The 25,124-nt window shown below is 63.7% G+C and carries 20 protein-coding genes and 1 riboswitch; of the genes, 7 read left to right on the top strand and 13 right to left on the bottom strand.

What is annotated here, in order from left to right; all coding sequences use genetic code 11:
* Nucleotides 1-2: 2 nt before the first annotated feature.
* The 7 genes from NX862_RS16535 to NX862_RS16565 all read right to left on the bottom strand — a co-directional run bounded on the left by NX862_RS16535 (nucleotide 3) and on the right by NX862_RS16565 (nucleotide 10,706).
* Nucleotides 3-734, bottom strand: a complete 732-nt coding sequence (locus tag NX862_RS16535; RefSeq protein WP_264495046.1) for a 4Fe-4S dicluster domain-containing protein — start codon at nucleotides 732-734, stop codon at nucleotides 3-5.
* Nucleotides 731-1,063, bottom strand: coding sequence for a TfoX/Sxy family protein (locus NX862_RS16540; RefSeq protein ID WP_264495047.1), 333 nt, complete (start codon nucleotides 1,061-1,063; stop codon nucleotides 731-733). Before NX862_RS16540 ends, NX862_RS16535 begins: the two co-directional genes overlap by 4 nt.
* Nucleotides 1,060-3,807: a molybdopterin-dependent oxidoreductase gene (locus NX862_RS16545; protein ID WP_264495048.1), complete on the bottom strand. Its 2,748-nt coding sequence runs from the start codon at nucleotides 3,805-3,807 to the stop codon at nucleotides 1,060-1,062. Before NX862_RS16545 ends, NX862_RS16540 begins: the two co-directional genes overlap by 4 nt.
* A gap of 158 nt (nucleotides 3,808-3,965) precedes the next feature.
* The gene (gene bluB / locus NX862_RS16550) at nucleotides 3,966-4,649 is read right to left on the bottom strand and encodes a 5,6-dimethylbenzimidazole synthase (RefSeq protein ID WP_413694582.1); all 684 of its coding nucleotides are present in this window, start codon (nucleotides 4,647-4,649) and stop codon (nucleotides 3,966-3,968) included.
* A 42-nt stretch (nucleotides 4,650-4,691) separates the two neighbouring features.
* Nucleotides 4,692-4,860: riboswitch (cobalamin riboswitch) on the bottom strand.
* A 65-nt stretch (nucleotides 4,861-4,925) separates the two neighbouring features.
* Nucleotides 4,926-7,058, bottom strand: coding sequence for a methylmalonyl-CoA mutase (gene scpA / locus NX862_RS16555; RefSeq protein ID WP_264495050.1), 2,133 nt, complete (start codon nucleotides 7,056-7,058; stop codon nucleotides 4,926-4,928).
* A 106-nt stretch (nucleotides 7,059-7,164) separates the two neighbouring features.
* Nucleotides 7,165-9,165: an acetyl-CoA carboxylase biotin carboxylase subunit gene (locus NX862_RS16560; RefSeq protein WP_264495051.1), complete on the bottom strand. Its 2,001-nt coding sequence runs from the start codon at nucleotides 9,163-9,165 to the stop codon at nucleotides 7,165-7,167.
* 8 nt (nucleotides 9,166-9,173) lie between these two features.
* Nucleotides 9,174-10,706 carry an acyl-CoA carboxylase subunit beta gene (locus NX862_RS16565; RefSeq protein ID WP_264495052.1) on the bottom strand — a complete coding sequence of 511 codons (1,533 nt, stop codon included), beginning with the start codon at nucleotides 10,704-10,706 and terminating at the stop codon, nucleotides 9,174-9,176.
* A 100-nt stretch (nucleotides 10,707-10,806) separates the two neighbouring features.
* Between NX862_RS16565 and NX862_RS16570 the strand changes: the two genes are divergently transcribed.
* Entirely contained in the window at nucleotides 10,807-12,213 is a 1,407-nt protein-coding gene (locus NX862_RS16570) for a helix-turn-helix domain-containing protein (protein ID WP_264495053.1), read from the top strand.
* 69 nt (nucleotides 12,214-12,282) lie between these two features.
* Here the strand turns inward: NX862_RS16570 and NX862_RS16575 are convergent, their stop codons facing one another.
* Genes NX862_RS16575 through NX862_RS16600 form a run of 6 tightly spaced genes read right to left on the bottom strand, consistent with a single transcriptional unit; the run spans nucleotide 12,283 to nucleotide 18,316 of the window.
* The gene (locus tag NX862_RS16575) at nucleotides 12,283-13,347 is read right to left on the bottom strand and encodes an ABC transporter ATP-binding protein (protein ID WP_319800892.1); all 1,065 of its coding nucleotides are present in this window, start codon (nucleotides 13,345-13,347) and stop codon (nucleotides 12,283-12,285) included.
* Complete coding sequence (locus tag NX862_RS16580) at nucleotides 13,344-14,171, bottom strand: carbohydrate ABC transporter permease (protein WP_264495054.1); 828 nt, start codon at nucleotides 14,169-14,171, stop codon at nucleotides 13,344-13,346. The genes NX862_RS16575 and NX862_RS16580 overlap by 4 nt, the downstream gene beginning before the upstream one ends.
* Nucleotides 14,168-15,067: a carbohydrate ABC transporter permease gene (locus tag NX862_RS16585; RefSeq protein WP_264495055.1), complete on the bottom strand. Its 900-nt coding sequence runs from the start codon at nucleotides 15,065-15,067 to the stop codon at nucleotides 14,168-14,170. The genes NX862_RS16580 and NX862_RS16585 overlap by 4 nt, the downstream gene beginning before the upstream one ends.
* Nucleotides 15,068-15,121: 54 nt before the next feature.
* Nucleotides 15,122-16,330: a sugar ABC transporter substrate-binding protein gene (locus NX862_RS16590; protein WP_264495056.1), complete on the bottom strand. Its 1,209-nt coding sequence runs from the start codon at nucleotides 16,328-16,330 to the stop codon at nucleotides 15,122-15,124.
* A gap of 43 nt (nucleotides 16,331-16,373) precedes the next feature.
* Complete coding sequence (locus NX862_RS16595; protein WP_264495057.1) at nucleotides 16,374-17,300, bottom strand: sugar phosphate isomerase/epimerase family protein; 927 nt, start codon at nucleotides 17,298-17,300, stop codon at nucleotides 16,374-16,376.
* Nucleotides 17,297-18,316 carry a Gfo/Idh/MocA family protein gene (locus tag NX862_RS16600; RefSeq protein WP_264495058.1) on the bottom strand — a complete coding sequence of 340 codons (1,020 nt, stop codon included), beginning with the start codon at nucleotides 18,314-18,316 and terminating at the stop codon, nucleotides 17,297-17,299. Before NX862_RS16600 ends, NX862_RS16595 begins: the two co-directional genes overlap by 4 nt.
* A gap of 126 nt (nucleotides 18,317-18,442) precedes the next feature.
* Here NX862_RS16600 and NX862_RS16605 point away from each other — a divergent pair, with 126 nt between their 5' ends.
* The 6 genes from NX862_RS16605 to NX862_RS16630 all read left to right on the top strand — a co-directional run bounded on the left by NX862_RS16605 (nucleotide 18,443) and on the right by NX862_RS16630 (nucleotide 25,121).
* Nucleotides 18,443-19,465, top strand: a complete 1,023-nt coding sequence (locus tag NX862_RS16605) for a LacI family DNA-binding transcriptional regulator (protein ID WP_264495059.1) — start codon at nucleotides 18,443-18,445, stop codon at nucleotides 19,463-19,465.
* A 74-nt stretch (nucleotides 19,466-19,539) separates the two neighbouring features.
* Nucleotides 19,540-20,667, top strand: coding sequence for a nuclear transport factor 2 family protein (locus NX862_RS16610; protein WP_264495060.1), 1,128 nt, complete (start codon nucleotides 19,540-19,542; stop codon nucleotides 20,665-20,667).
* A 181-nt stretch (nucleotides 20,668-20,848) separates the two neighbouring features.
* The gene (locus tag NX862_RS16615; RefSeq protein WP_264495061.1) at nucleotides 20,849-22,090 is read left to right on the top strand and encodes an ABC transporter substrate-binding protein; all 1,242 of its coding nucleotides are present in this window, start codon (nucleotides 20,849-20,851) and stop codon (nucleotides 22,088-22,090) included.
* An 89-nt stretch (nucleotides 22,091-22,179) separates the two neighbouring features.
* Nucleotides 22,180-23,202: a carbohydrate ABC transporter permease gene (locus tag NX862_RS16620; RefSeq protein WP_264495062.1), complete on the top strand. Its 1,023-nt coding sequence runs from the start codon at nucleotides 22,180-22,182 to the stop codon at nucleotides 23,200-23,202.
* Nucleotides 23,202-24,086 (top strand): carbohydrate ABC transporter permease, encoded by an 885-nt coding sequence (locus tag NX862_RS16625; RefSeq protein ID WP_264495063.1) that lies wholly within the window; start codon nucleotides 23,202-23,204, stop codon nucleotides 24,084-24,086. The genes NX862_RS16620 and NX862_RS16625 overlap by 1 nt, the downstream gene beginning before the upstream one ends.
* Before the next feature lie 3 nt (nucleotides 24,087-24,089).
* Nucleotides 24,090-25,121, top strand: coding sequence for an ABC transporter ATP-binding protein (locus tag NX862_RS16630; protein WP_264495064.1), 1,032 nt, complete (start codon nucleotides 24,090-24,092; stop codon nucleotides 25,119-25,121).
* Nucleotides 25,122-25,124: the final 3 nt, after the last annotated feature.

Raw genomic sequence — 25,124 nt, forward strand, 5'->3', positions numbered from 1 at the left:
GGTCATGGCAGGCGTCCCAGCATCTTGTCCAGCCATCCGGCCAGACCCTGCGCCTTGATGTCCAGCAAGGGGGCCAGGGGCGAGGTTTCCAGCCGGTCTTTCTTGCGGGGCGGCAAGTATTTGTTCGACGGCTTGGTCCCAAGGTCGGGCATCAGGTCATAGCCGCCGCGTTGGGCGACCAGCTGGCTGACCTTGGACGCCGGGTCCGAAAGGTCGCCGAAATGGCGCGCGCCGGTCGGGCAGGTGCGCACGCAGGCGGGCTCGCGGTCGATCTCGGGCAAAGCCTCATCATAGATACGGTCGACGCAGAGGGTGCATTTCTTCATCACCTTCTCGGTCGGGTCCAGTTCCCGCGCGCCGTAAGGGCAGGCCCAGGCGCAAAGGCCGCAGCCGATGCAGGCGTCCTCGTTCACCAGGACGATGCCGTCTTCAGCGCGTTTATACGAGGCGCCGGTGGGGCAGACGGTGACGCAGGGGGCATCCGAGCAATGCAGGCAAGACCGGGGGAAGTTGATGGTTTGTGCTGTGCCATCAGCGGGTTGCACGGCATAAGTGTGGACCCGGTTCAGAAAGGCGCCCATCGGCTCGGAGCCATAGGGGTCCTGGTCCGACAGGCCCTGAGAATGGTCGTTCCAGCCCTTGCAGGCGGTGACGCAGGCTTGGCAGCCGACACAGGTGTCAAGGTCGATCACCAGACCCAGTTGCTTGTCGACATGGGTGGGCAGCGAGGTCATGGGGATTTCGCCTTCTTCGGGGCCTTGGGCTTGGGGGCGGGCAGGGTTTCGGCGAGGGCGCGCAGCGCAAGCGTGACCGGCTCGGGGTCGTCCAGGGCCCCCTGGGCGTCGATATAGGGTTTGGAACCGGGGTAGGGGTGGCCTTGGGGGGCATCGGGCAGATATGCGCGGGCGGCTTGGGTGTCTTTGACGAAAAGCGTGTCGTCGCAGACGAAACCCAGCACCTTGCCATCCAGATACAGCGCGTATTCCCCGAACATCGGTTTCGTCGTCAGGGGCAGGGGGATCAGGTCCAGCAGCGCCGTTATGGTTTCCTTGCGGGTGCTCATTTGACCCCCTTGGCCCGGGTGGTCCCTTGCGGGACGGCGCGGGGGATCGGGGGGAAGGCGGGCAGGGCCTCGGTCCGGGGACCGACGTTTTCAATGCGAACCTTCAGGTCGAACCAGGCGGCCTGGCCTGTGACCGGGTCGGAATTGGCCCAACGCTGGCCGTCGCCCTTTTCGGGCAAAAGCTCACTGATCAGGTGGTTGAGGAGGAAGCCCTCCTTCGCCTCATGGGCGCCCTCGTCCAGCGCCCAGGCCCCTTTGCGCTTGCCGATCGCATTCCAGGTCCAGACGGTGTTTTCGTTCAGCGCCGCCATATGGGCGACCGGCACCGTGATCTCTCCGCTGACCGAGGTCAGGCGGGCGTAATCGCCATCCTTGAACCCGTTCGCCTCCCAGATTTTCGTGGGCACATACAGGACGTTCTGGCCGCGGATCTGGCGCAGCCAGGCGTTTTGCGTGCCCCAGGAATGATACATGTCCATCGGGCGCTGGGTCAGGGCATGGATCGGGAAGGCGTCGTCGGTGCAGGGATACCAGCAGGGCAATGGGTCCATCGCCTTGATCAGTTGCGGGCGCAGATGGTCGGGGGGCTGGATCGGGCCCAGCCCCTCGGCCGCCATCTGAAACCGGCGCATCGGCTCGGACCAGAGGTTGAACAGATAGGGCTGCGGGCTTTCGTAGAACGAGGTTTTCACGGCCCAATTCTGGTAATCCATGTTCCAGGGTTTGAAAAACCGCGCGTTTTCGGGGACATGGGCCTGATAGAAGCCGCCGTTCTGCTTGTAGGCCTCGATCTGGTTCGGGTTGGCGTCACCGCGGCCTTCCGCCGTGCCATCGCCCCGATAGCCGATCAGCGGGCCGACACCGGGGCGGCGGATGTGGTTCTGGATATAATCGGCATAGTCCTTGAACTTTGGGCTTCCATCGGGCGCCACCATGGGGGCAAGGCCAAGCCGGTGGCCAAGGTCCAACAGCACCGACTGAAAGCCGCGCACGTCGCGGTCAGGCTCGATCACGGGCCAGCGGATGCTGTCGCCTGCCGCATCCGGCTCCGAAATCGGCCGATCCAGCAGGCTGATGCAGTCGTGACGTTCCAGATAGGTCGTATCGGGAAGGATCAGGTCGGCATAGGCCACCATCTCTGACGCATAGGCGTCGGAATAGATGATGCGGGGGATGATATAGTCGCCCGATGCGTCGCGGTCGGTCAGCATCTCCATGACCTTGGCCGTGTTCATCGACGAGTTCCAGGCCATGTTGGCCATATACAGGAACAACGTGTCGATGCGGTAAGGGTCGCCGGCATGGGCGTTGGGGATCAGCATATGCATCAGCCCATGGGCGGAGAACGGGTTCTCCCAGGTGAAGGCCTTGTCGATGCGGGCGGGGGTGCCGTCCTCCTTCAGCGCCAGTTGCTCGGGCGAGCGGATATAGCCGAGGTGGGGGCCGGAAAGGGGCTTGCCCGGGGCGGTGACGAAATGCGGCGTCGGATGGGCCTCGACCGGTTTGGGATAGGGCGGCTTGAAGCGGTAGCCGCCGGGGGTCTCCACGGTGCCCAGCAGGATTTGCAGCAGATGCAGCGCGCGGGCGGTTTGAAAGCCGTTGGCATGGGCAGAGATGCCGCGCATGGCGTGGAAGCTTACGGGCCTGCCGGGCATGGTCTTGTGATGGTCGCCGCGGAAGTCGGTCCATTCGCAGGCGATTTCGATGGCCTGGTTGAAGGCGACATCGGCCAGCTCAGCGGCCAAGGACCGGATGCGGGCGGCGGGGATGCCACAGCGGGCGGCCACCGCCTCGGGGGCGTGTTCGGGCGACAGGTAGCGTTCCGCCATGTGCTGAAACACGGTGCGGTTGCCGCTATGGACCGCGCCAAGGTCGGGTTGCACGCCCTTGCCATCCCAAGGCGCGGGCATGCCCGTGCGGCGGTCGATCACAAAGGGCTGAGATTCCGCATTGCGCACGAAAAGCCCCTTTTCGGGGCCGTCTTCCTGGATCAACAGCGGCGCATTGGTCCAGCGGGCCAGGTAATCCAGGTCGATCTTGCCGGCCTCGAACAGGCAATGGATCAGGCTTAGGATCAGCAGCCCATCGGTCCCCGGCGTGATGCCGAACCAGTCGTCGGCCACGGCATTGTATCCGGTGCGGATCGGGTTCACCCCCACGACGCGCACCCCGCGCGCCTTCAGCTTGCCAAGGCCGATCTTGATGGGATTGCTGTCATGATCCTCGGCCACGCCGAACATGACGAAGAGTTTCGTGCGGTCCCAATCCGGTTGGCCGAATTCCCAGAACGCGCCGCCCATCGTGTAGATGCCCGCCGCGGCCATGTTGACGGAACAGAACCCGCCATGTGCCGCGTAATTCGGCGTCCCGAAGGCTTGCGCCCACCAGCCGGTGAAAGACTGCGACTGGTCGCGGCCGGTAAAGAAGGCAAGCTTCTCGGGCGCGGTTTCGCGCAGGGGTTTCATCCAGGCGGCGGCCGTCGACAACGCCTCCTCCCAGGTGATTTCCTCAAACGCGCCAGAGCCCCTTGGCCCCACCCGGCGCAAGGGCACCCGCAGCCGCGAGGGCGCCTTGACCTGCATGATGCCGCTGGCGCCCTTGGCACACAGCACACCCTTGTTCACCGGATGGTCGCGGTTGCCCTCGATATAGGTCACTTGACCCGACTTCAGATGAACCTGAATCCCGCAGCGGCAGGCGCACATGTAACAGGTCGTGCGGGCGATCTGGGTCTGGTCGGTCATCTGGTCTTTCCGGTCTTCTGGACGGTCAACTTCGGAGGTCTGGCCCGCCAAGGATAGGGCCAGTTTCCCAATGTTAACCTATCCAGAAGGAAAGTTTCCGTTAAAATCCAGCGAAATCGGATCAGCGGCCCGGAAAAGAGATCAAGCCGTTTGGGCGGTCAGGCCTCCTCTGGCCAGCGGTCCTGGAAGATCAGATCCTCCAGCGCCAGCCGCGACCGCCAGCCGCGAGCCTGCAACTCCGGCTCGGTGTAAAGTTCGGCGACATGGCCAAGGCAGAGGCAGGCCACAGGGGTCACATGGTCGGGCAGGCGCAGGATGGCGCGCAACTCGGCCTCGCGGAAAATGCTGACCCAACCCACGCCCACGCCCTCGGCCCGGGCGGCCAGCGCCAGGTTCTGCGCGGCGCAGGCGGTGGAATACAGGTCGGTGTCGGGGTTGTGCGTGCGTCCCAGCACGACCTTGCCGCCCCGGGTGTGGTCGCAGGTGATGACCAGAACCACAGGCGCCTCGGTCAGACCCTGCAGCTTGATCGAGCCGTAAAGCTCGCGGCGCTCTTCGGGGAACATCTCGCGCGCCTCGTCATTGGCGCGGGCAAAGGCGGCGCGCAGGTCGGCCTTGACCTGGCGGTCCTGGATCACCACGAAGTTCCAGGGCTGCATGAAGCCGACCGAGGGCGCGTGATGGGCGGCATCCAGCAGCCGGCGCAGAAGGGCAGGGTCCAGCGGGTCGGGCAGGAATTGGCTGCGGACATCACGGCGGGTTTCGATGGCGCGGTAAAGCGCGTCGCGTTCGGCCTGCGAAAAGGCAAAGGCGGGCGCGAGCGCACCCGAAGGACTGGTCATGGACATTCCCCTGTCATCGACCGAAGCCGCGCTTTCCAGGCGCTGCCCCTATCTTGTCCGGCCGGTCTTCTGGCTTGGTTTCCTCCCCTGCCGCGCCTTCCCGGGTCCTCCCAGTGGCATCTTGCGGCGGGTCCACCTTACAGCGTTGGGCACGCGGCGGAGTTGCACCGCCTTCCCGGCCTTTGCAGGCGCCGGACGGGGAAGGGATAGGGCAGGGGGGGGGGGCGGGTCAAGGGCGCTCTGGCTCCATTGCGTAGCCCGGGGCATGCCCCGGGGTCAGCGCGCCCGGATCAGACGCAAGACCTCGGCGGCGGCCTGGGGGATATTGGTTCCCGGGCCAAAGATCGCCTTGACGCCCGCGGCCTTCAGTTCCTCGTAGTCTTGGGCCGGGATGACGCCGCCGCAGATCACCAGGATATCCCCGGCGCCCTTTTCCCGCAGCGCGGCAATCAGTTTCGGCGCCAAGGTCCGATGACCCGCCGCCTGCGACGAGATCCCCACCACATGCACATCGTTGTCGATGGCGTCTTGCGCGGCCTCTTCGGGGGTCTGGAACAAGGGCCCCATGTCGACGTCAAAGCCCATATCGGCAAAGGCGGTTGCGATGACCTTGGCGCCGCGGTCATGGCCATCCTGGCCCATCTTGACCACCAGCATGCGGGGGCGGCGACCCTCAGCCGTCTCAAAGGCCTTGATATCTGCAGCAATCGCCTCAAAGCCTGCGTCCCCGTGATAGGCCGCGCCATAGACGCCCGACAGCGTCCGCACCTCTGCCCGGTGACGGCCAAAGACGTTTTCCATGGCAAGCGAGATTTCCCCCACCGTGGCGCGGGCGCGGGCGGCGGTCACGGCCGCCTCCAGCAGGTTGGCCGATCCGCGAGCGGCCTCTTCCAGGCGCGCAAGGGCTGCGATCACCCTGGCCTCATCCCGGACGGCGCGGGTCGTGGCCAGCCGGGCGATCTGCGCATCGCGCACGGCCATATTGTCGATGGACAGGATATCGACCGGCGTATCACTCTTGGGCTGGTATTTGTTCACGCCGACAATCACTTCGGTGCCGCGGTCGATCAGAGCCTGTCGGCGCGCGGCGGATTCCTCGATCCGCAGTTTCGGCATCCCACTGGCCACGGCGCGGGTCATGCCACCCAGGGATTCCACCTCTTCGATCAGCGCCCAGGCCTTGTCGGCCAGTTCCGCCGTCAGGGCCTCGACGTAATAGGAGCCCGCCAAGGGGTCGGCGACATGGGTGATGCCGGTTTCTTCCTGAAGGATCAACTGGGTGTTGCGCGCGATCCGGGCCGAGGCTTCGGTGGGCAGCGCCATGGCCTCGTCAAAGGAATTGGTGTGCAGGGATTGGGTGCCCCCAAGCGCCGCCGCCATCGCCTCATAGGCCGTTCGGATGACGTTGTTATAGGGGTCTTTTTCCTGCAAGCTGACGCCCGAGGTCTGGCAATGGGTGCGCAGCATCAGGGATTCCGGCTTGGTGGCGCCGAATTCCGTCATGATGCGGTGCCAGAGCAGGCGGGCGGCGCGCAGCTTCGCGGCCTCCATGAAGAAATTCATCCCGATGGCGAAAAAGAACGACAGGCGCGGGGCGAAGGCGTCGACATCCATGCCGCGCGCAATCGCGGCGCGGACATATTCGCGGCCATCGGCGAGGGTGAAGCCCAGCTCTTGCACCAGGTTCGCCCCGGCCTCTTGCATGTGATAGCCGGAAATCGAGATCGAGTTGAACTTCGGCATATCGCTGGCGGTATAGGCGATGATGTCCGAGACGATCCGCATCGAGGGTTCGGGCGGATAGATATAGGTGTTGCGCACCATGAATTCTTTGAGGATGTCGTTCTGGATCGTGCCAGACAGCGCCGCGCGGGGGACGCCCTGTTCCTCGCCTGCCACGATGAAAGACGCCAGGATCGGAATGACCGCGCCGTTCATCGTCATGGAAACGCTGACTTTATCCAAGGGGATACCGTCAAACAGGATCTTCATGTCCTCGACGCTGTCGATGGCGACGCCGGCCTTGCCGACATCGCCGACGACGCGGGGGTGGTCGCTGTCATAGCCGCGATGGGTGGCCAGGTCGAAGGCGACAGAGACGCCCTGTTGACCGGCGGCCAGCGCCTTGCGGTAAAAGGCGTTGGATTCCTCGGCCGTGGAAAACCCCGCATATTGCCGGATCGTCCAGGGGCGGCCGGCATACATCGTGGCCCGGACCCCCCGGGTGAAAGGCGCAAGACCGGGGAAGCCGCCCATATGGGCGAGGTCATTGGCATCTTCGGCGGTGTAAAGCGGCTTGACCGCGATGCCTTCAAGCGTTTGCCAATTCAGCGTCTCGGGGGCGGCGCCCTTCAGCTCTTTGGTGGCAAGCTTTTCCCAATCCTTGGCCGTCCAGTCGGAATTCGTCATCGTGATCTCCTCGTGGAGGTCGCCGGGGGCGCTGCCCCCGGACCCCCGGGATATTTATGAAAAGATGAATTCGAAGCGGCGCGCCGGTCAGGGGCGCCGCTTGGTGTCAGGCGAATTCGATGATGATGTCGTCGACTTTAAGGCTGGCGCCGGGCTGGTGTTTTATCCTTTTCACCACGCCGGCGCGGGTGGCTTTGAGGATGTTTTCCATCTTCATTGCCTCGACAGTGGCCAGGGTCTGACCTTCCTCGACCTCTTCGCCTTCTTCGACCGCGAGTTTGACCAGAAGGCCGGGCATCGGGCAAAGGAGGTATTTCGACGTATCGGGCGGGGCTTTTTCCAGCATGTGCCGGGCAAGGTCGGCGGCGCGGGGCGAGCGGACCAGGACTTTCAGGTCAGCGCCCCGGAGCCGAAGCCGGAAGCCCATGGGGATCTTGCCGACTTTCATCACCAGGGGGGCGGCGCCGACGTGAAGCCGGGCCAGGGTCTCACCGGGGTTCCAGTCAGAGGTGACGCGCAGGTGGGTGCCGTCGTCGAAGGTGACGGTGGAGCCGTTGGGATCGGCCTTGATCGTCAGGGGGATCGTCTCGCCCTGGATGTCCACGACCCAGGCGTCGCCCACGCGGCGGCGGTGGTTGTCCATCGTGCCGGAGATGCGGGTGCGGCGGATCTCGGCCACGCGGTTCATGGCGGCGGCGGCGGCGGCGACACGGCGGAGGGTGTCGGGATCAAGCGTCGCGCCCTTGAAGCCGTCGGGGTATTCTTCGGCGATGAAGGCGGTGGTGATGTTGCCACTGGTAAAGCGCGGGTGGTCCATGACGGCGGCCACGAAGGGCAGGTTGTGGCCGATGCCCTCGACCTCGAATGTGTCGAGCGCGAGGCGCATTTCCTCGATGGCGGCGGCGCGGGTTGGGCCCCAGGTGCAGAGCTTGGCGATCATCGGGTCGTAGAACATGCTGATCTCGCCGCCCTCGGTGACGCCGGTGTCGTTGCGGATGATGCCGGTTTCGGTTGGGCCTTCGACCGGGGGGCGATAGCGGGTCAGGCGGCCGATGGAGGGCAGGAATTTGCGGTAGGGGTCCTCGGCGTAAAGGCGTGATTCCATCGCCCAGCCGTGGATTTTCACGTCTTGTTGGGTGAACGCCAGCGGCTCGCCATAAGCCACGCGGATCATCTGTTCCACCAGGTCGATGCCGGTGATCAGTTCCGTGACCGGGTGTTCGACCTGCAGGCGGGTGTTCATTTCAAGGAAATAGAAGTTGCGGTTGCCGTCGACGATGAATTCCACCGTGCCCGCCGAGGTATAGCCCACGGCTTTCGCCAAAGCGCAGGCCTGTTCGCCCATCGCCTTGCGGGTGGCGGCGTCCAGGAAGGGCGAGGGCGCCTCTTCGATCACCTTCTGGTTTCGCCTTTGGATCGAACATTCCCGCTCGTTCAGATACAGCGTTGACCCGTGTTTGTCGGCCAGGACCTGAATTTCGATATGGCGCGGTTGCGTCACGAATTTCTCGATGAAGATGCGGTCGTCGCCGAAGCTGGCCTTGGCCTCGTTGCGCGAAGAGTCAAAACCTTCGCGCGCTTCGGCATCGTCCCAGGCGATGCGCATCCCCTTGCCGCCGCCGCCTGCGCTGGCTTTGATCATGACGGGGTAGCCGATCTGGGCCGCGATTTCGGCGGCCTGGTCAGGGGTGTCGATCAGGCCCATGTAACCGGGGACGGTGGAAACGCCCGCCTCTTGGGCGATCTTTTTGGAGGTGATCTTGTCGCCCATCTGTTCAATCGCGGAGGAGGGCGGGCCGATGAAAACCACGCCTTCGGCCTCTAGTGCGGCGGCGAAAGCGCGGTTTTCCGACAGGAAGCCGTAACCGGGATGGACGGCCTCGGCGCCGGTCTGGCGGACGGCGTCAAGGATCTTGTCGATGACGATATAAGACTGGTTGGCCGGTGAGGGGCCGATATGGACGGCCTCGTCGGCCATTTTCACATGCAGCGCATTGCGGTCCGCGTCGGAATAGACGGCGACGGTGGCAATGCCCATCTTCTTCGCGGTCTTGATGACGCGGCAGGCGATCTCACCCCGGTTGGCGATCAGGATTTTCTTGAACATGATGGGCCTCACAAGGGAATATTGTCGTGTTTCTTCCACGGGTTGACCAGCTTTTTGCCCCGCAGCGAGGCAAAGGCGCGGGCGATCCGTTTGCGCGTCGAATGGGGCATGATCACCTCGTCGATAAAGCCCTTTTCGGCGGCGACGAAGGGGTTGGCAAAGCGCGCCTCATAGTCGGCCTGGCGGGCGGCGATCTTGTCGCGGTCGCCCAGTTCCGACCGATACAGGATTTCCACCGCGCCTTTCGCCCCCATCACCGCGATTTCGGCGGTGGGCCAGGCATAGTTGAAATCGCCGCGCAGGTGTTTGGAGGCCATCACGTCATAGGCGCCGCCATAGGCCTTGCGGGTGATGACCGTCACCTTGGGCACCGTCGCCTCGCCGTAAGCGAACAGCAGTTTCGCGCCATGCTTGATGACGCCGCCCAGTTCCTGCGTCACGCCGGGCAGAAAGCCGGGGACATCGACAAAGGTCAGGATCGGAATCTCGAAGGCATCGCAGAACCGCACGAAGCGCGCGGCCTTGCGGCTGGCGTCGATGTCCAGACAGCCTGCCAGAACCATCGGCTGATTGGCCACGACGCCGACCGTCTGACCCTCCAGCCGGATAAAGCCGGTGACGATATTGCCGGCATAGGCGGCCTGGATTTCAAAGAAATCGGCCTCGTCGGCGGTCTTCAGGATCAGTTCCTTGATGTCATAGGGCGTGTTCGGGTTGTCGGGGATCAGCGTGTCAAGGCTGGCCTCCAGCCGGGCGGGGTCGTCAAAGAAGGGGCGGACCGGCGCCTTTTCGCGGTTGTTCAAGGGCAGGAAGTCGAAGAGGCGCCGGGCCTCGGCCAGGGTTTCCACGTCGTTTTCAAAGGCGCCATCGGCGACCGAGGATTTCGACGTATGGGTCCGCGCCCCACCCAGCTCTTCGGCGGTCACGACCTCGTTCGTGACGGTTTTCACCACATCGGGGCCGGTGACGAACATGTAAGAGCTGTCGCGGACCATGAAGATGAAGTCGGTCATGGCGGGGGAATAGACCGCCCCGCCCGCGCAAGGCCCCATGATCAGCGAGATTTGCGGCACGACACCAGAGGCCATGATGTTGCGCTGAAAGACCTCGGCGTAACCGGCCAAGGAGGCCACACCTTCCTGGATGCGCGCCCCGCCGCTGTCATTGATGCCGATGACCGGGGCGCCGTTCTGGATGGCCATATCCATGATCTTGCAGATCTTTTGCGCATGGGTTTCGGACAAAGACCCGCCAAAGACCGTGAAATCCTGACTGAAGACATAGACCTGGCGGCCGTTGATCGTGCCCCAGCCGGTCACGACGCCGTCGCCTGCGGGGCGGTCGGATTCCATGCCGAATTCGGTGCAGCGATGGGCCATGAACATGTCGAACTCTTCGAAAGAGCCCTCGTCCAGCAGCAGTTCCACCCGTTCCCGCGCGGTCAGCTTGCCCTTGGCGTGCTGGGCGTCGATGCGGCGCTGACCGCCGCCCTGACGCGCGGCCTCGCGGCGGTTTTCCAGCTCTTGCAACACGTCTTTCATGCGTCCCCCCATCGTTCCCTGACCCCTATTGTAATTTTATTGCGCATGTCTCGGGTTTTCGTGCCATCTTGCAAATCAGCAAACTTCGCAGATTCGCAAAATGACACAAGCCAAACTCTTCTCCGGATTGACGATACGGGCGATGCGGGCCGACGCAAGGATGACGCAGGCCGAATTGGCCGGGAAACTGGATATTTCGCCCAGCTACCTGAACCAGATCGAACAGAACCAGCGGCCCCTGTCGGCCAATGTGCTGATCGCCTTGTCACGGGTCTTTCGCGTCGATGTCGCGGCGTTTTCGGATGATGCCCAGGACCGGCTGATCTATGACCTGCGCGATGCCCTGTCGGACCCGGCCTTTGGGGGCGCGGAAACCCCGGCCGTCGAGGTGAAATCGGTGGCGCAGAACGCGCCTTCGGTGGCCCGGGCGCTGATCCGGCTGCAGGGCGCGCATCGGGCGACGCTGGATCGTTACATGGCGCTGGACCAGACGACCGGTGAGCAGAACCTGCCCTATGACGAGGTGCGCGATTACTTCCATTCCATTGGCAATTACGTGGACGAGCTGGACACGATGGCGGAAGCGGTCAGTGAGGCTTTGCCGATTGCCGGGGCCGAGGCGCATGAACGGATCAAGGCGCGGTTGGTGCAACGGCATGGCGTGCAGGTGGGCTATGACCGGGGCCTGGATCACCGCAAGCCGATCCGGCGGTTTGACCGCGCGGCGGGGGTGGTGACGGTGGATGCCTTTGCCGACCGCCCGACGCAGACCTTTGCGTTGGCGCATCAACTGGCGCTGCTGGAGGCGGGGGCGCAGATCGACCGGATCGCGCGGGGGGCGGGGTTTCGCAGTCCGGACGCCATGGCCGTGGCGCGGGTGGCGCTGGCCAACCATTTCGCCGGGGCTTTGGTCTTGCCCTATGGGCGGTTCCTGTCTGCGGCGGGGGCGCTGCGCCATGACATCCTGGCCTTGGCGGCCAGTTTCGGCGCCAGCCTGGAACAGGTCTGTCACCGGCTTTCCACAATGCAAAGGCCGGGGATGGAGGGGGTGCCGTTTTACTTTCTGCGAGTGGACCGGGCGGGGAACATCACCAAACGACACTCTGCGACGCGGTTCCAGTTTGCGCGTTATGGCGGGGCCTGTCCCCTGTGGAACGTGCATGAGGCCTTCGAGACGCCCGATCGGATGCTGACCCAGGTGGCCGAGATGCCGGACGGGCTGCGCTATCTGTCGCTGGCGGTGGCGATCACCAAAAGGGGGGCCACGGCCCATGCGCCGGTGCGGCGCTATGCTTTGGGGTTGGGGTGCGACATCGCTTATGCGGATCGGGTGGTCTTTGCCGATGGGCTGGATGTGAAGCGCGGAGAGGTGGCGCGGATCGGGACCTCGTGCCGCTTGTGTGACCGGGCGGATTGCGCGCAACGGGCCTTTCCGCCGGTGGGACGCCGGTTGAGCATCGACCCGGATTTGCGCCGAGACGTGCCTTATGAACACGGGCAGGGGTAATGGTTAGGGGGAAGCGCCCACCTCAAGCCCCGGGCAAGCGCCCGGGACGGGGTGGGCGCTCCCCTTCCCTTATAGCCGCGCTTCGGTGGCGGGGTCGAACAGATGCACGCGCGCGGGGTCGATGGACAGGCCCACCACATCGCCCGGGTGGATATCGCGCCGCAGGTTGGCCGACACGGTCAGCATCGGTTCGGTGTCGGTCACAAGATACGAGGTCGAGCCGGTTTGTTCGACCAGCGCCACGGGCAGGCGCAAGGCTCCGTCCGGGTCCACGGCCAGATGTTCGGGGCGCAGGCCCGCCAGCACCTTGCGGCCCGGTTGGCTGCGGGTTGTCGTCGCAATCACAGGCTCACCGGGGAGGGCGAGTTTTACACCCTGGTCCGTCGTCACCGCGTCGATGAAGTTCATCGCCGGGCTGCCGATAAAGCCCGCGACAAAGCGGTTGGCGGGGCGGTCATAAAGCTCCAAGGGCGCGCCTTGCTGTTCGATAACCCCCGCCCGCATCACGACGACATGATCGGCCATGGTCATCGCCTCGATCTGGTCATGGGTCACATAGACCGAGGTCGCGCCCAGCCGGTTGTGCAACTTGCGGATCTCGGCGCGCATATGGACGCGCAGGGCGGCATCCAGGTTGGACAGCGGCTCGTCGAACAGAAAGGCCTTGGGCTCGCGGATGATCGCCCGGCCCATGGCGACGCGTTGCCTTTGGCCGCCCGACAGCGCGCGGGGATAGCGGTCCAGCAGGGGGGTCAGGCCGATGGTCTCGGCGATATCCTCGGCGCGTTTGCGGGCCACGGGTTTGGGAACGCCTTTCAGCCGCAGGGCATAGGTCAGGTTCTCGGCCACCGTCATATGCGGATACAAAGCATAGCTTTGAAAGACCATGGCGATGTCGCGCAGGCGCGGCGGCAGGGTGGTGACATCCTGCCCCGCGATGTGGATCGCCCCGCCGGTGATCGTCTCCAGCCCCGCGATGGTGCGCAGCAGGGTGCTTTTCCCGCAGCCCGACGGGCCGACCAAGGCGACAAACCCGCCCTTGGGGATCGCCAGATTGACCGATTTCAACGCGTGATAGCCGCCGTAATGTTTCTCGATGCCGGTCAGTTCGATCTGGTTCATTGCGCCGTTCATTTCAGGGCTCCGGAGGTCAGGCCAGAAACGATCCGGCGTTGCAGCAAAACAAAGATCGCAAGAATCGGGGTCACATAGATCGCGGAATAGGCCATGATCGCGTTCCAGTCCTTTGAATTCGGCCCAAGAAAGCCTTGCAGCCCGACCGAGGCCGGTTGAAGACCCGGGTCCTGGATGATCGACTTGGAATAGATGAACTCGCCAAAGGCGCTCATGAAGGTCAGGATGGCGCAGACCAGCACGCCATTGCGCACCAGGGGCAGCACGATGGAGGTAAAGGCCCCAAGGCGCGAGTTGCCATCGACCAAGGCGGCCTCTTCCAACTCCCGCGGGACGGACATGAAGGCGGCGCGGGTCAGGACCACAAAGAAGGGCATCGCCTTGGCGGCCGCGCCCAGGATCACGGCGCTGCGGGGCCAGTTCAGCAGCCCCAACTGGTTGAAGGCCACAAACAAGGGCGTCACCATGACCGAGGCGGGCAGGACCTGCAGCATCAGGATGGTGAACAGCCCGACATCGACCCAGGCGTTGCGATAGCGCGCCAGCACATAGGCGCAACCGGTGCCGAAAAACACGGTCAGCGCGGTGACGCCCGACGCGATAACGACCGAATTCCACAGATAGGGCGCCATGTTCCGGTCGGTCCAGACATAGGAATAGACGCCGAAATCGGGGTCATTCGGCCAGAAAGTCGGCGGCGAGACAAAGATTTCGGACTGGGTTTTGACCGCGGTCACATACATCCAATACAGCGGGAACAGATAGATGGCCGCGAAAAAGACCGCAAAGCCGAACCAGACCCAGGGGCGCTTCACCATATTCATCCGCGCACCTCGCCCCTTGTGGATCGCACGTAGATCACGGCGGCAAACAGCACCAGGACCAGCATCATGACCGAGATCGTGGCGCCGCGGGCGAAGTCGTAAAGTTTGAAGCTCATCTGCCAGGCCCAGTATTGCGAGACGTTCGAGGTGTTGGCCGGGCCGCCCTCGGTGATTGCGGGGAAAAGGTCGAATTGCTGCAGCGTGCCGATCAGGCCCAAGCTTAGCACCGCGCCGATGGTGGAGCGCATCATCGGCAGGGTGATGGTGCGGAACCTTTGCCAGGCGGTCGCGCCGTCCAGCTCCGCCGCCTCATAGATGTCACGCGGGATGGCGGCGAGGCCCACCGAGAGCAACAGCATGTTGAAGGCCAGACCCAGCCAGATGTTCGCGATGATGACGGCATACAGCGACAGGTTGGGATCGGACTTCCAGAAGACCGGCTCGGAAATCAGCCCGACGCCTTGCAACAGCGCGTTCAAGACGCCGTAGTCGCCCGCCAGGATGAAACTCCAGATCGCGCCGACCACAAGGCCGGGCATGACCCAGGACACCAGGAACAGGCCCCGGATCGTGGCCGACCCCGGGAAGTTCTGGTGAAAGAACAGCGCCAGCGCAAAGCCCAGGGTGAACTGGCCGGCGATGGAGCCCACCACGAAAAGCGCCGTGTTCTTCATCACCAGCCAGAATTCCGGCTGCGCCACGACGGATCGGTAATTGTCGAACCCCGCCCAGGGGCGGATCAGGCTTCCAAGGGAGAACATGTCAACCTCTTGAAAGCTCATCAGCACGTTGTAGACCAAGGGCAGGCCGGCCATCGCCATCAAAAAGGCCATGGCGGCGCCGATCAGGATCAGGTCAAACCCGATGCCGTCGGTCAGGCTGCGAAGGATGCGCATTGGGGTCTCCGGTTAAGAGTGCCCGGGGGAGGGAGCGTCCCCCGGGCGGCGACGTCAGCCTTTCAGGATGCCGTCGATGGTGGCTTGCGCCTGGTCCAGCGCCTCTTGCGACGTGGCCTGGCCGGTCAGCGCCTGTTGCATCGCGTCATAGATCGCCTTCGAGATCTTGGCCCATTCCGGGTGCGGACCGCGCGGCTGGGCATATTTCAGCTGCTCCTGGAACACGGCCAAAGCCGCATCCTTGCGGGCGTCGCCGGTCGAGGGCAAAGCGATGTCGCTGCGCGCCGGGATGTTGGAAAACTCGGGGAACAGACGGTCGGCCTGGGACACGAAATACTCCAGCATCCGGAAGCTTTCATCGGGATGTTCGGTCGCGGCAAAGATGCCCCAGTTGAAATCGCCCATGGCCGAGGACCGCGCCCCGCCCGCCGTTTCGGTCGGAAGCAGCGTCACGCCCCAATCGAACTTGGCGTCGGTGGACATGCGCCCCAGCTCCCACGGGCCGGAGATCGCCATCGCCGCATTGCCCGCGTTGAAGGTGCCGGTCGAATCCCACTGGCCTTGGGACAGCACATCCTGAGAGCCCAGCTTTTCGGTGACAAGCGTCTTCCACAGGTCCAGCGCCTTGACCGCGCCGGGGCCGTTCACCGCCTGATAGCCGCCGCCCGACATCTGAATCCACGGCAGGAACTGGAAGGTGCCTTCCTCGTTTGCCCGCGCCGACCAGGTCAGGCCGTAAACCTTGTTGGCCGGATCGTTCAGCTTGCGGGCATCCTCCAGCAGCTCGTCCCAGGTCTGGGGCGGGTTCGCGATGCCAGCCTTGGCAAACAGGTCCTTGTTGTAAAACAGCGCGATCGTGTTGGTGGCCTTTGGCACGCCATAGACCTTGCCGTCCCACATCACCGAATTCCACGGGCCGGGGTAATAGCTGTCGGCCTTGATCACCGTGCTGGCCGCCACCCGTTCCGTGATGTCCAGCATGGCGCCGCGCGAGGAAAACATCGCGAAATCCGGGTTATCAAGGCTGATCATGTCGGGCGGATTGCCGGTGGCCACGGCCTTCAGCGTTTCGTTCACCAGATCGTCAAAGGCCACGGCGCGGAATTCGACCACGATATCCTCGTTCGCGTCGTCGAACTCTTTCGCCATGGTCGGGATCAACCCGTTGTCGCCATCCAGCCCCCAGATCGTCAGCTTGACCGGCTCGGCTTGGGCCGACAATGCGATCACCGAAGCGGTCATCGCCAAAAACAGTTTCTTCATGTCTTCCTCCCGTTGGTTGTTTGAAAACAGGCTTGTGCGCCTGTTACTTGGTCAGCGAGGGGTCTCCGCCCTCGTATTGTGCCGACAGCGGAACAAAGTCGCCGCCCCGGCAATCCTTCAGGTAATTCAGCGCCCGGACCTGGCCGGTCATCTCCAGCGCGTCGCGGTAAACCGGGTCATGCCAGCCCTCGATGTCGATGGAGCCCTGGTAGCCGCCGAGGCGAAGTTCGCTGATGATGTCGGTCCAGTTGCTGTCGCCAAAGCCCGGCGTGCGCATGAAGACAAAGGGGTGACGCCCGAAAATCCCATGCTCGCGGATCACGTCGTGGCGGACGGTGGCATCTTTGCCGTGGACGTGAAAGATCTTGGACGCCCATTTCCGGATCTGCGGCAGGGGGTCGATCAGGTAAACCAACTGATGACAGGGCTCCCATTCCAGACCCAGATTGTCGTCCGGGGTCTCGTTGAACATCATCTCCCAGGCGTCGGGGTTATGGGCGATGTTCCAGTCGCCGGTCTGCCAGTTGCCATCCATGGCGCAGTTTTCAAAGGCGATGCGGATGCCCTTGTCCGCCGCGCGCTTGGCCAGGTCGGACCAGATTTCGCGGTAGCGCGGCAGGCTTTCGGGCAGCGGGCGACCGCGCAGCCGGCCGGTAAAGCCCGCAACGGTATGCGCGCCGAAGTGATGGGCGTTGTCGATGCAATCCTTCCAGCCCTGCAGGGTCTGAAGGTCCATTTCCCCGGTTTCCAGCGGGTTGCCGAACATGCCCAGCGTTCCCATGGTGATGTCGCGATCCCCGATGGCATCGCGGCAGCGCTTGCCGAGGTCTGCAAGGTTCTGGCCATTGGTGGTCTGCCAGAAAAACGGCTCAAAGCTTTCAAAGCCAAGGTCTGCGATTTGCGCGATGCGGGCGGCGGCCTCGCCTCCGCTTGCAGAGATCATCGTGCCGATGCGAAGTGTCTGTGTCATAGGGGCCTCATGTCGGTAGGGGCGCCGGTGGTGGCGCTGTCGATGGCGGCAAAGACCATGGCAAGCGAGCGGATGTTGTCGCGGCCCTCGGTCAGGGGTTTGCTGCGGGTTTCCACCGCGCGCAGGAAATCAAGGATCACGCCGGCATGGCCTTCGACCATGGGCGGGGCAGGGGGGATGTCGACGGGGGTCAGGGGGCGGAAGAAGCCCTCGGTGCCGTTTACACGGTGCGCGGTGATGCCCTCGTTGCCGTCCCACAGGATCGTGCCTTCGGTGCCGATGATGCGCCACGAGGCCTCCCAGGCGGTGTTGGCGCCCTCGGCACACCAGGACCCGCGATAGGTCATGGTCACGCCGCCCTCGAAGTCGAAAAGCGCATCGGCGGATGCGCCATGGGCATACCAAGAGCCCTTGGGGTTGGTTTCCCGCGCATAGACCCCGGTTGCGGGTCGGTCGATGATCCAGCGGGCGGCGTCAAAGGTGTGGATCGCCATGTCCAGCAGCAGGACATGTTCCATCTGATCCCGAAACCCGCCGAAATGCGCCCCGATGAAGAAGTCGACATGGACGGCGGTCAGCTCTCCGATCAGGGGCAGAGCCTGTTTGATCCGGCGGATGCCGGGCAGGAAACGGCGGTTCTGGATGACGGCATGAAGCCGGTTCGCTTGGGCCGCTGCGGTGATCAGGTCGCGCGCCTCGTCCAGCGAGTTGGCCATGGGTTTTTCCGACAGGACATGGGCGCCATGGGCCAGCGCGGTCTTGACGACCTGCGCCCGGGCGGCGGGGATCACCAGGTCAAACACCAGGTCGGGCTTCAGGTCCTGCAGCATGGCGGCCAGGTCGGTGCCCGTCGCCACATCCAGATTATGCTTTGCCGCCCGCGCCTTGGCCGTGCCCAGGTCCAGATCGACCAGACCCGCCAGCCGGATGCCAGCCGCCAGTTCCGGCACGTCGCGCAGCGCAGAAAGCCAGCCGTCCGACATGGCTCCGCAGCCCACCAAAACGGCGGTTTGCATGAAAATCCCCTCCCTCAGCGACAACGGGCCCCTCCAGGCGGCGTCATCGCAAACGTTTACGAAGGCTTGAGGCAAGGGGTGATTCCTGTCAAGACGGTTTCGCAAACGTTTACGAACGGGACTTCGATGGCCGATATCCGCGACCTGGCGCTTCACCTGAACATCTCGACCGGGACGGTCAGCCGGGCGCTGAACAACCGGCCCGGGGTCAATGCCGCGACCCGCGCCCGCGTGCTGGAGGCCGCGATCGAGCTGGGCTATGTCGCCAACCAATCCGGCCGCAGCTTGCGGCGCGGCGCCACCAACACCATCGGTTTCCTGATCGAGACGGGCTCGGCGGCCAATCAGGAATCGGGCGACTTCTTCTTTATCCTTTTGGACGCCTTGCACCTGTATCTGGCGGGCAAGGGCTTTGATCTGATGATCCTGCCCTGTCATTCCGCCGATGACCCGGCCGAGTTTCTGGGTCGCCTCGTGGCCCGTGGTCTGGTCGATGCCGTGGTGATCACCGCGACCCGTCGTCACGACCGCCGGATCGAGATGCTGACGCGGTCGACCCTGCCCTTCCTGACGCTGGGGCGGTCAGAGACCCCGGGCGCCTACCCTTGGATCGACATGGATTTCGACGGCGTCGCGCGCCGCTCGGTCGCGGAACTGGTGGCGCAGGGCCACCGTCGGATCGCGCTGGCCCTGCCGGACAACGACGTGATGTTGGGCTATCACTATCGCCGCGGCTATGAGGCGGCGATGGCCGATGCCGGCCTGACCCTGGACCCTGCCCTGATCTTTCGCAACCCGACCTCCGAGGCGGGGGGCTTTGCGCTGGGGCGGCAACTTGCGCAGGCCCGGCCCTCGGCGGTGATGCTGTGTTCCGAGGCCACGACCGTCGGCCTTTATGCCGGCCTGCAACGCGAGGGGATCACCCCCGGCCCGGACCTGTCCATCGTCACCTTCCGCGAGAACCCGCAGCTGCGCTTTCTGTCGCCGGCACCTGCGACCTTCCGCGTCGACATCTCGGCCATCGGGCGGCTGATCGGCGAGAATGTGATTGCGCTTTTGTCCCCCGACACCCGCCCCGAGGCCGCCCGCGCGGAAATCCTGGTGCCCTTGGACTATCTTCCGGGCGCTTCGATCTGCCCGCCACGCTGATCGCTGCATTTTCTGGTTGCATACGTTTGCAAAGTCGGTGAGGATCACCGCAAACAGCCGCGTCAGGAGTCGTCATGGCCGAGAAATCCGAACAGCCGGTCAAAGCCGGCAAGATCATGCAGGTCGAGCGCCGCGATTACCCCGAAATCGCCCCCGAAGGCGCCAAGCGCGTCCAGGCGATGCAGGGCTTTGACGATTGCTATGCCGATATCGTCGATTACATCATCCGCTGCACCCACAAGATCTGGGACGAGCGGGACATCGGCCTGATCTACACCCACTACACCCACAATTGCGTGCTGTATGGCACGACCGGCACGCTTTACACCCGCGAAGAGGTCGTGCGCGACACGATCCAGCGGCTTGTCAGCTTTCCAGAGCGGCGCGGCATGGGCACCCATGTGATCTGGAAGGGCGATGATCAACAGGGGTTTTACACCTCACATCTGGTGACGGGCACGGGGCGGCACAGCCAGAACGGCCATCTGGGAGCGGCGACGGGGCGCATGTTCACCTCGCGCACCGTGGCCGACTGCATGATCTATCAAAACAAGATCTACCGCGAATGGGTTGTGGCCGATACGACCGCCATCCTGCAGCAACTGGGCGTCGACGTGCAGGGTTACGCCGAGCGCATCGCCAAGGCGGCCTTTGACAAGGGCATGGTTTCCTTGGACATTGGCGAGAACCGCCACATGATCGGCCAATACCCGCCCGAGGCTGAGGCCGATCTCTCTCTGGCCTCTACCGACCTGGAACGCCACACCTTGCGCTGGATGCATGACGTCTTCAACCGCAAGATGTTGGGCCAGATCGCGCAGGTCTATGCACCGACCGCGCAATATCATGGCCCGCTGATGGCCGAGCTTTACGGTCATGCCGCGATCATCCATCAGACTCTGGGGCTCATTGGCTCTCTCCCCGATGCGGCCTTTACCGTGCATCACATCTGTTCGACCCCTTGCGAAGAGGGCGGCGAAAAGGTCGCCGTGCGCTGGATCATGGAGGGCCACCATATCGGCTATGGCATCCTGAACCACCTGGGCAATCCGACCGGCAAGCGCGTGCAGATCATGGGCATCACCCATTTCCACTACAAGAATGGCAAGATCGTCGATGAATGGCGCGTCTATGACGAGGCTTCGGCCCTGGTTCAGGTGAAACTGGCGCAGATGGCCGACGTCAAAGCCGCCAGCCTGTAAGCTTCTGACAGCGTTGCCAAGCGGCCCCCGATCCGGGGGCCGCTTGTTTTTCCGGCACTTGCCCGGCGCAGAACGGCGGCCCGCAGATTCTGTTTGCAAACGTATGCAACATGTGTTTGTCTGCCGGAAGAACGGAGGGGGCGAACGCCCTCCGCGGCATCTTAACAGAGGGGTAAACACCATGACGATGAATTTCCGGGCATTGGCGGGCGCGGCCAGCCTGATCGCCCTTTTGGCGGGCGGCGCAAACGCGGCCTGCATGATCGAGGGCGCGGGCTCGGTTCGCATCCTGTCGAACGACTTCGATGCGCTGCGGATCGTGAACGACACCGCCGCCGAATGTGCCTCGGATGCGGTCAAGGTCACGGCCAATGCCTCGGCCGAACACAAGAACATTCAGGGGCCTGCGCTGTCGGCCAACCCGTCGGAATACACCGTTGCCGTGGTGGCCAACAATTCGATCGTGCCGCTGCTGTCGGGCGACCTGATCCGGCCGCTGGATGATCTGGTGGCGAAATATGGCGCCTCGCTGTCGCCCAACCAGCTGATCAAGATCGACGGCAAGGTCATGGCGATTGCCTTCATGGGCAATGGCCAGCACCTGTTCTACCGCAAGGACATCCTGGAAAAGGCCGGCGTCGCTGTGCCCAAGACCTATGAAGAGGTCCTGGCCGCCGCCGAGGCGATCAAGGCCGCCGGTCTGATGGACCACCCGCTTGCCGCGTCGGACAAGCCCGGCTGGGACCTGGCCGCGGAATTCGTCAACATGTATCTGGGCACGGGGGCAGAGTTCTTTGCAGCCGGCAGCGCCGATCTGGCCATCGACAATGACCAGGGCCGCGCGGTTCTGGCCAATATGCGGGCGCTGACGGGCTATATGAACCCCGATTACCTGACCTATGACGCCAACGAGCTGAACAAGCTTTGGGATGCCGGCTCGATTGCGATGATGACGCAATGGGGTTCGCTGGCGGGCGCGGCCATCGGCCCGGACGCCAATCCCGAGGTTGCCGCCAACACCGAATTCGCCGCAGCGCCGACGCTGGCCGGCGGCACCGTTCCCACGGCGGCCCTGTGGTGGGACGGCTTCACCATCGCCAAGAACATCAGCGACGAAGATGCGGCTGCCTCGTTCCAGGCCATGGTCCATGCCATCTCTCCGGACATGATGAAGGCCAATGCCGACAAGGCCACCTGGCTGATCGCAGGCTTTGAACCCGGCAAGGCGGCTTCGGGCGTCATCGCCAATGCCTCGGGCGGGGCGCGCGCCTATCCGATGCAGCCCTATATGGGCCTGTTGCACACGGCGCTTTCGGCCGAACTCGCGGACTTCATCGCCGGCAAGGAAGAGGCTGACCAGGCGCTTGCCGATGTGAAGGCCGCCTATGACGCCGCAGCCAAAGAGGGCGGCTTTCTGAAGTAACCCTCTCCCCGGCCGTGTTCCCTCCTCGGGCACGGCCGGGCTCCCTTTCCCGGTTATACCGGACCCTGCCCTTCAAAAGGACCGGTCGGATGCCCCATCGCACCTTCTTTGCTTTCATGGCGCCCTCGATCCTGGCCATGATCCTGTTCATCACCCTGCCGATCCTGTCGGTCATCGTGCAAAGCTTTTATCAGGGCCACGAAGCGGTTGTGGTGACGGTGGAAAACTGCACCCCCTTTGGCTGCGAGAGCCAGACCAAGGTTGACACCGAGGCCATGGCGAAACTGCAGGCCGAGGCGCCCATGGGCCAATTCGCCGGCTGGGCCAATTATACCAACCGCAATCACCTGGCCACCGCCGAGCTGGCGCAGATCTGGGCCGAGGGCGGTGACATGCTGGCCAAGGTGATGAACCTGCCCTTTTACAAGGCGCTGGCCTTCACACTGACCTATTGCTTCCTTGTCACCCCCCTGGCCATGGCCCTGGGCTTTGCGATTTCCTTGGCGATCAATACCTTGCCTTCAGTGCTGAAGGGGCCTGCGATCTTTTTCTCGATCCTGCCGATGATCATCACGCCGCTGGTGGGCTCGCTTATCGTGGCCTGGATGTTCAACCCGCAAGGCATCGTCGGCGCCAGTCTGCAATCCCTGACCGGCGACCCGACGCTAAGCTTGCGCGCTTCGGCGCCGCTGACCTGGGTTGTGCTGTTGGGCTACGGCATCTGGACCAATGCGCCGTTTTCCTTCGTGGTGTTTTACGCAGGCCTGCAATCGGTGCCGCAAGACACGATCGAAAGCGCGCGGATCGACGGCGCAAGCCGCTGGGAAATCGTGCGTTTCGTCATCATCCCGCATCTGATGCCCTTGGCGACCTTTGTGGCCCTGGTGCAGCTGATGGACAACTTCCGCGTCTTTGAACCCGTCGTGGGCTTTTCGGCCGAGGCCAATGCGACCTCGCTGTCCTGGCTGGTGTTCAACGACCTGGTTTCCGCCGACAGCCAGCAATTCGGATCGGCCGGGGCGACTTCTGTGCTGACCATTGTCGGCGTCCTGATCCTGCTTGCGCCCGTGCTGGTCCGCACCTGGCGCGACTTCAACCGCAAGGCTGTCTGATGGCCAATTCATCCCCCACCCGCCTGCCATTGGGCCTGCGCGCCCTGACCCTGGGCTTTCTGGCCGTCTGGCTGATCGCCGCTGCCTTCCCCTTTGTCTGGACGGTCTGGGGGTCTTTCAAGGTCGAGGCCGACTTCTTCAGCCGTCAAAGCTTTTGGAACGCCATCGAGGGCGTCCGCACCCAGATGCAAACCGGCGGCGCCTTCACCGGCGCGGGCTATGAGGGCGCCTGGATCAAGAATGAGTTCTGGCGCGCGGCGGTCAACACGCTGATCGTCACGATCTCGGTCACGGCGATTTCGCTGACCCTGGGCACGATGGGCGGCTATGCTTTGGCCCGCAGTGGTCAACGTTACGCCTTCTGGATCTTGATTGCCGCATTGGTGTTTCGCGCCATGCCGCATATCACTCTGGTCTCGGGCTATCTGCTGCCGTTCTTTCAGCTGAACATCTGGGGCTATCTGCCGACGACGATCATCGTTTTGGTGGCGATCAACCAGCCCTTCACGCTGTGGATGCTGCACTCGTTTTTCCTGTCGATCCCCAAGGACCTGGACGAAAGCGCCATGGTCGATGGCTGCACGCGGTTTCAGGCCTTTCGGATGGTCATCATCCCGGTCATGTGGCCCGGGGTCATCACCACGGGGCTGTTCAGCTTTCTGTTGGGATACAACGACTTCGCCGTGACCTCGATGCTGCTGCGCCAGGAAAACCAGACCATGATCCCCAAGATCGGGTCCTTCCTGGGGTCGATCCAGAACGAGGGCAACATCATGTTCGCCGTCGCGGCCGTGGTTTCGGCCACCGTGCCTTTGTTCCTCCTCGTCCTCTTCTTCCAGCGCCAGATCGTTTCCGGTCTGACCGCCGGCGCTGTCAAAGGGTAAGCCATGGCCGATATTCGTCTGATCAACCTGTCGAAACGCTGGGGGCCGGTGTCGGCTGTGGCGGATGTGAACCTGGATATCGCGGATGGCGAATTCGTCGTCTTCCTGGGGCCTTCGGGCTGCGGCAAGACCACGACCATGCGGATGATCGCCGGTCTGGAAAGCGTATCCGAGGGGGAAATTCGCATCGGCGGGAAACTGGTGAACACGCTGGAACCCAAGGACCGCGACATCTCGATGGTGTTTCAGTCCTATGGGCTTTACCCCAACCTGACGGTTTACGAAAACATCCGCTTTCCCCTGCGCGTCCGCAAAGTCCCCGCCGATCAGCACCACGCCCGCGTGATGAAAGCGTCAGAGATGGTCGAGCTGGGCCCCTATCTGGACCGCCGCCCGGCGAACCTTTCAGGCGGTCAACGTCAGCGCGTCGCCTTGGCCCGGGCGATTGTCCGCGAGCCCAACGCCTTTCTGATGGACGAGCCGCTGTCGAACCTGGATGCGAAACTGCGGGTCTCGACCCGGGCGCAGATCAAGAACCTGCACCACACGCTGAAGACCACGACGATCTATGTGACCCATGACCAGATCGAGGCCATGACCCTGGCCGACCGCGTCGTCGTCATGTCGCATGGCCTTGTCCAGCAAGTCGGCACGCCCACCGAGATCTACGACCGCCCCGCCAATACCTTTGTCGCGGGCTTCATCGGGTCTCCGGCGATGAACCTGGTTCCCGGCGTGGTCCAGGATGGCACCTTCACCGCCCCCGGCCTGACCCTGACCGGCCTTGCGCCGCAGACCGCGACCGTCGGTTTCCGCGCCGAAGACGTTTCGGTGGCGCAGGAAGGCCAGATCCACTCCACCGTCTATGCGATGGAGCTGTTGGGCGATGCCACCCTGGTTTCCGTCCGTCTGGGTGAGGCTTTGGTGTCGGTCAAGGCGGCCAAGGATTTCCGCACCACGATCGGCGCCCCCATCGCCATTCATGTCCCCCCCGCGGCCTTGCATCTGTTCGACGCCAAGGGCCAACGTATTTGACCC

It is taken from the genome of Stagnihabitans lacustris (assembly GCF_025950525.1).
Taxonomy (GTDB): domain Bacteria; phylum Pseudomonadota; class Alphaproteobacteria; order Rhodobacterales; family Rhodobacteraceae; genus Stagnihabitans.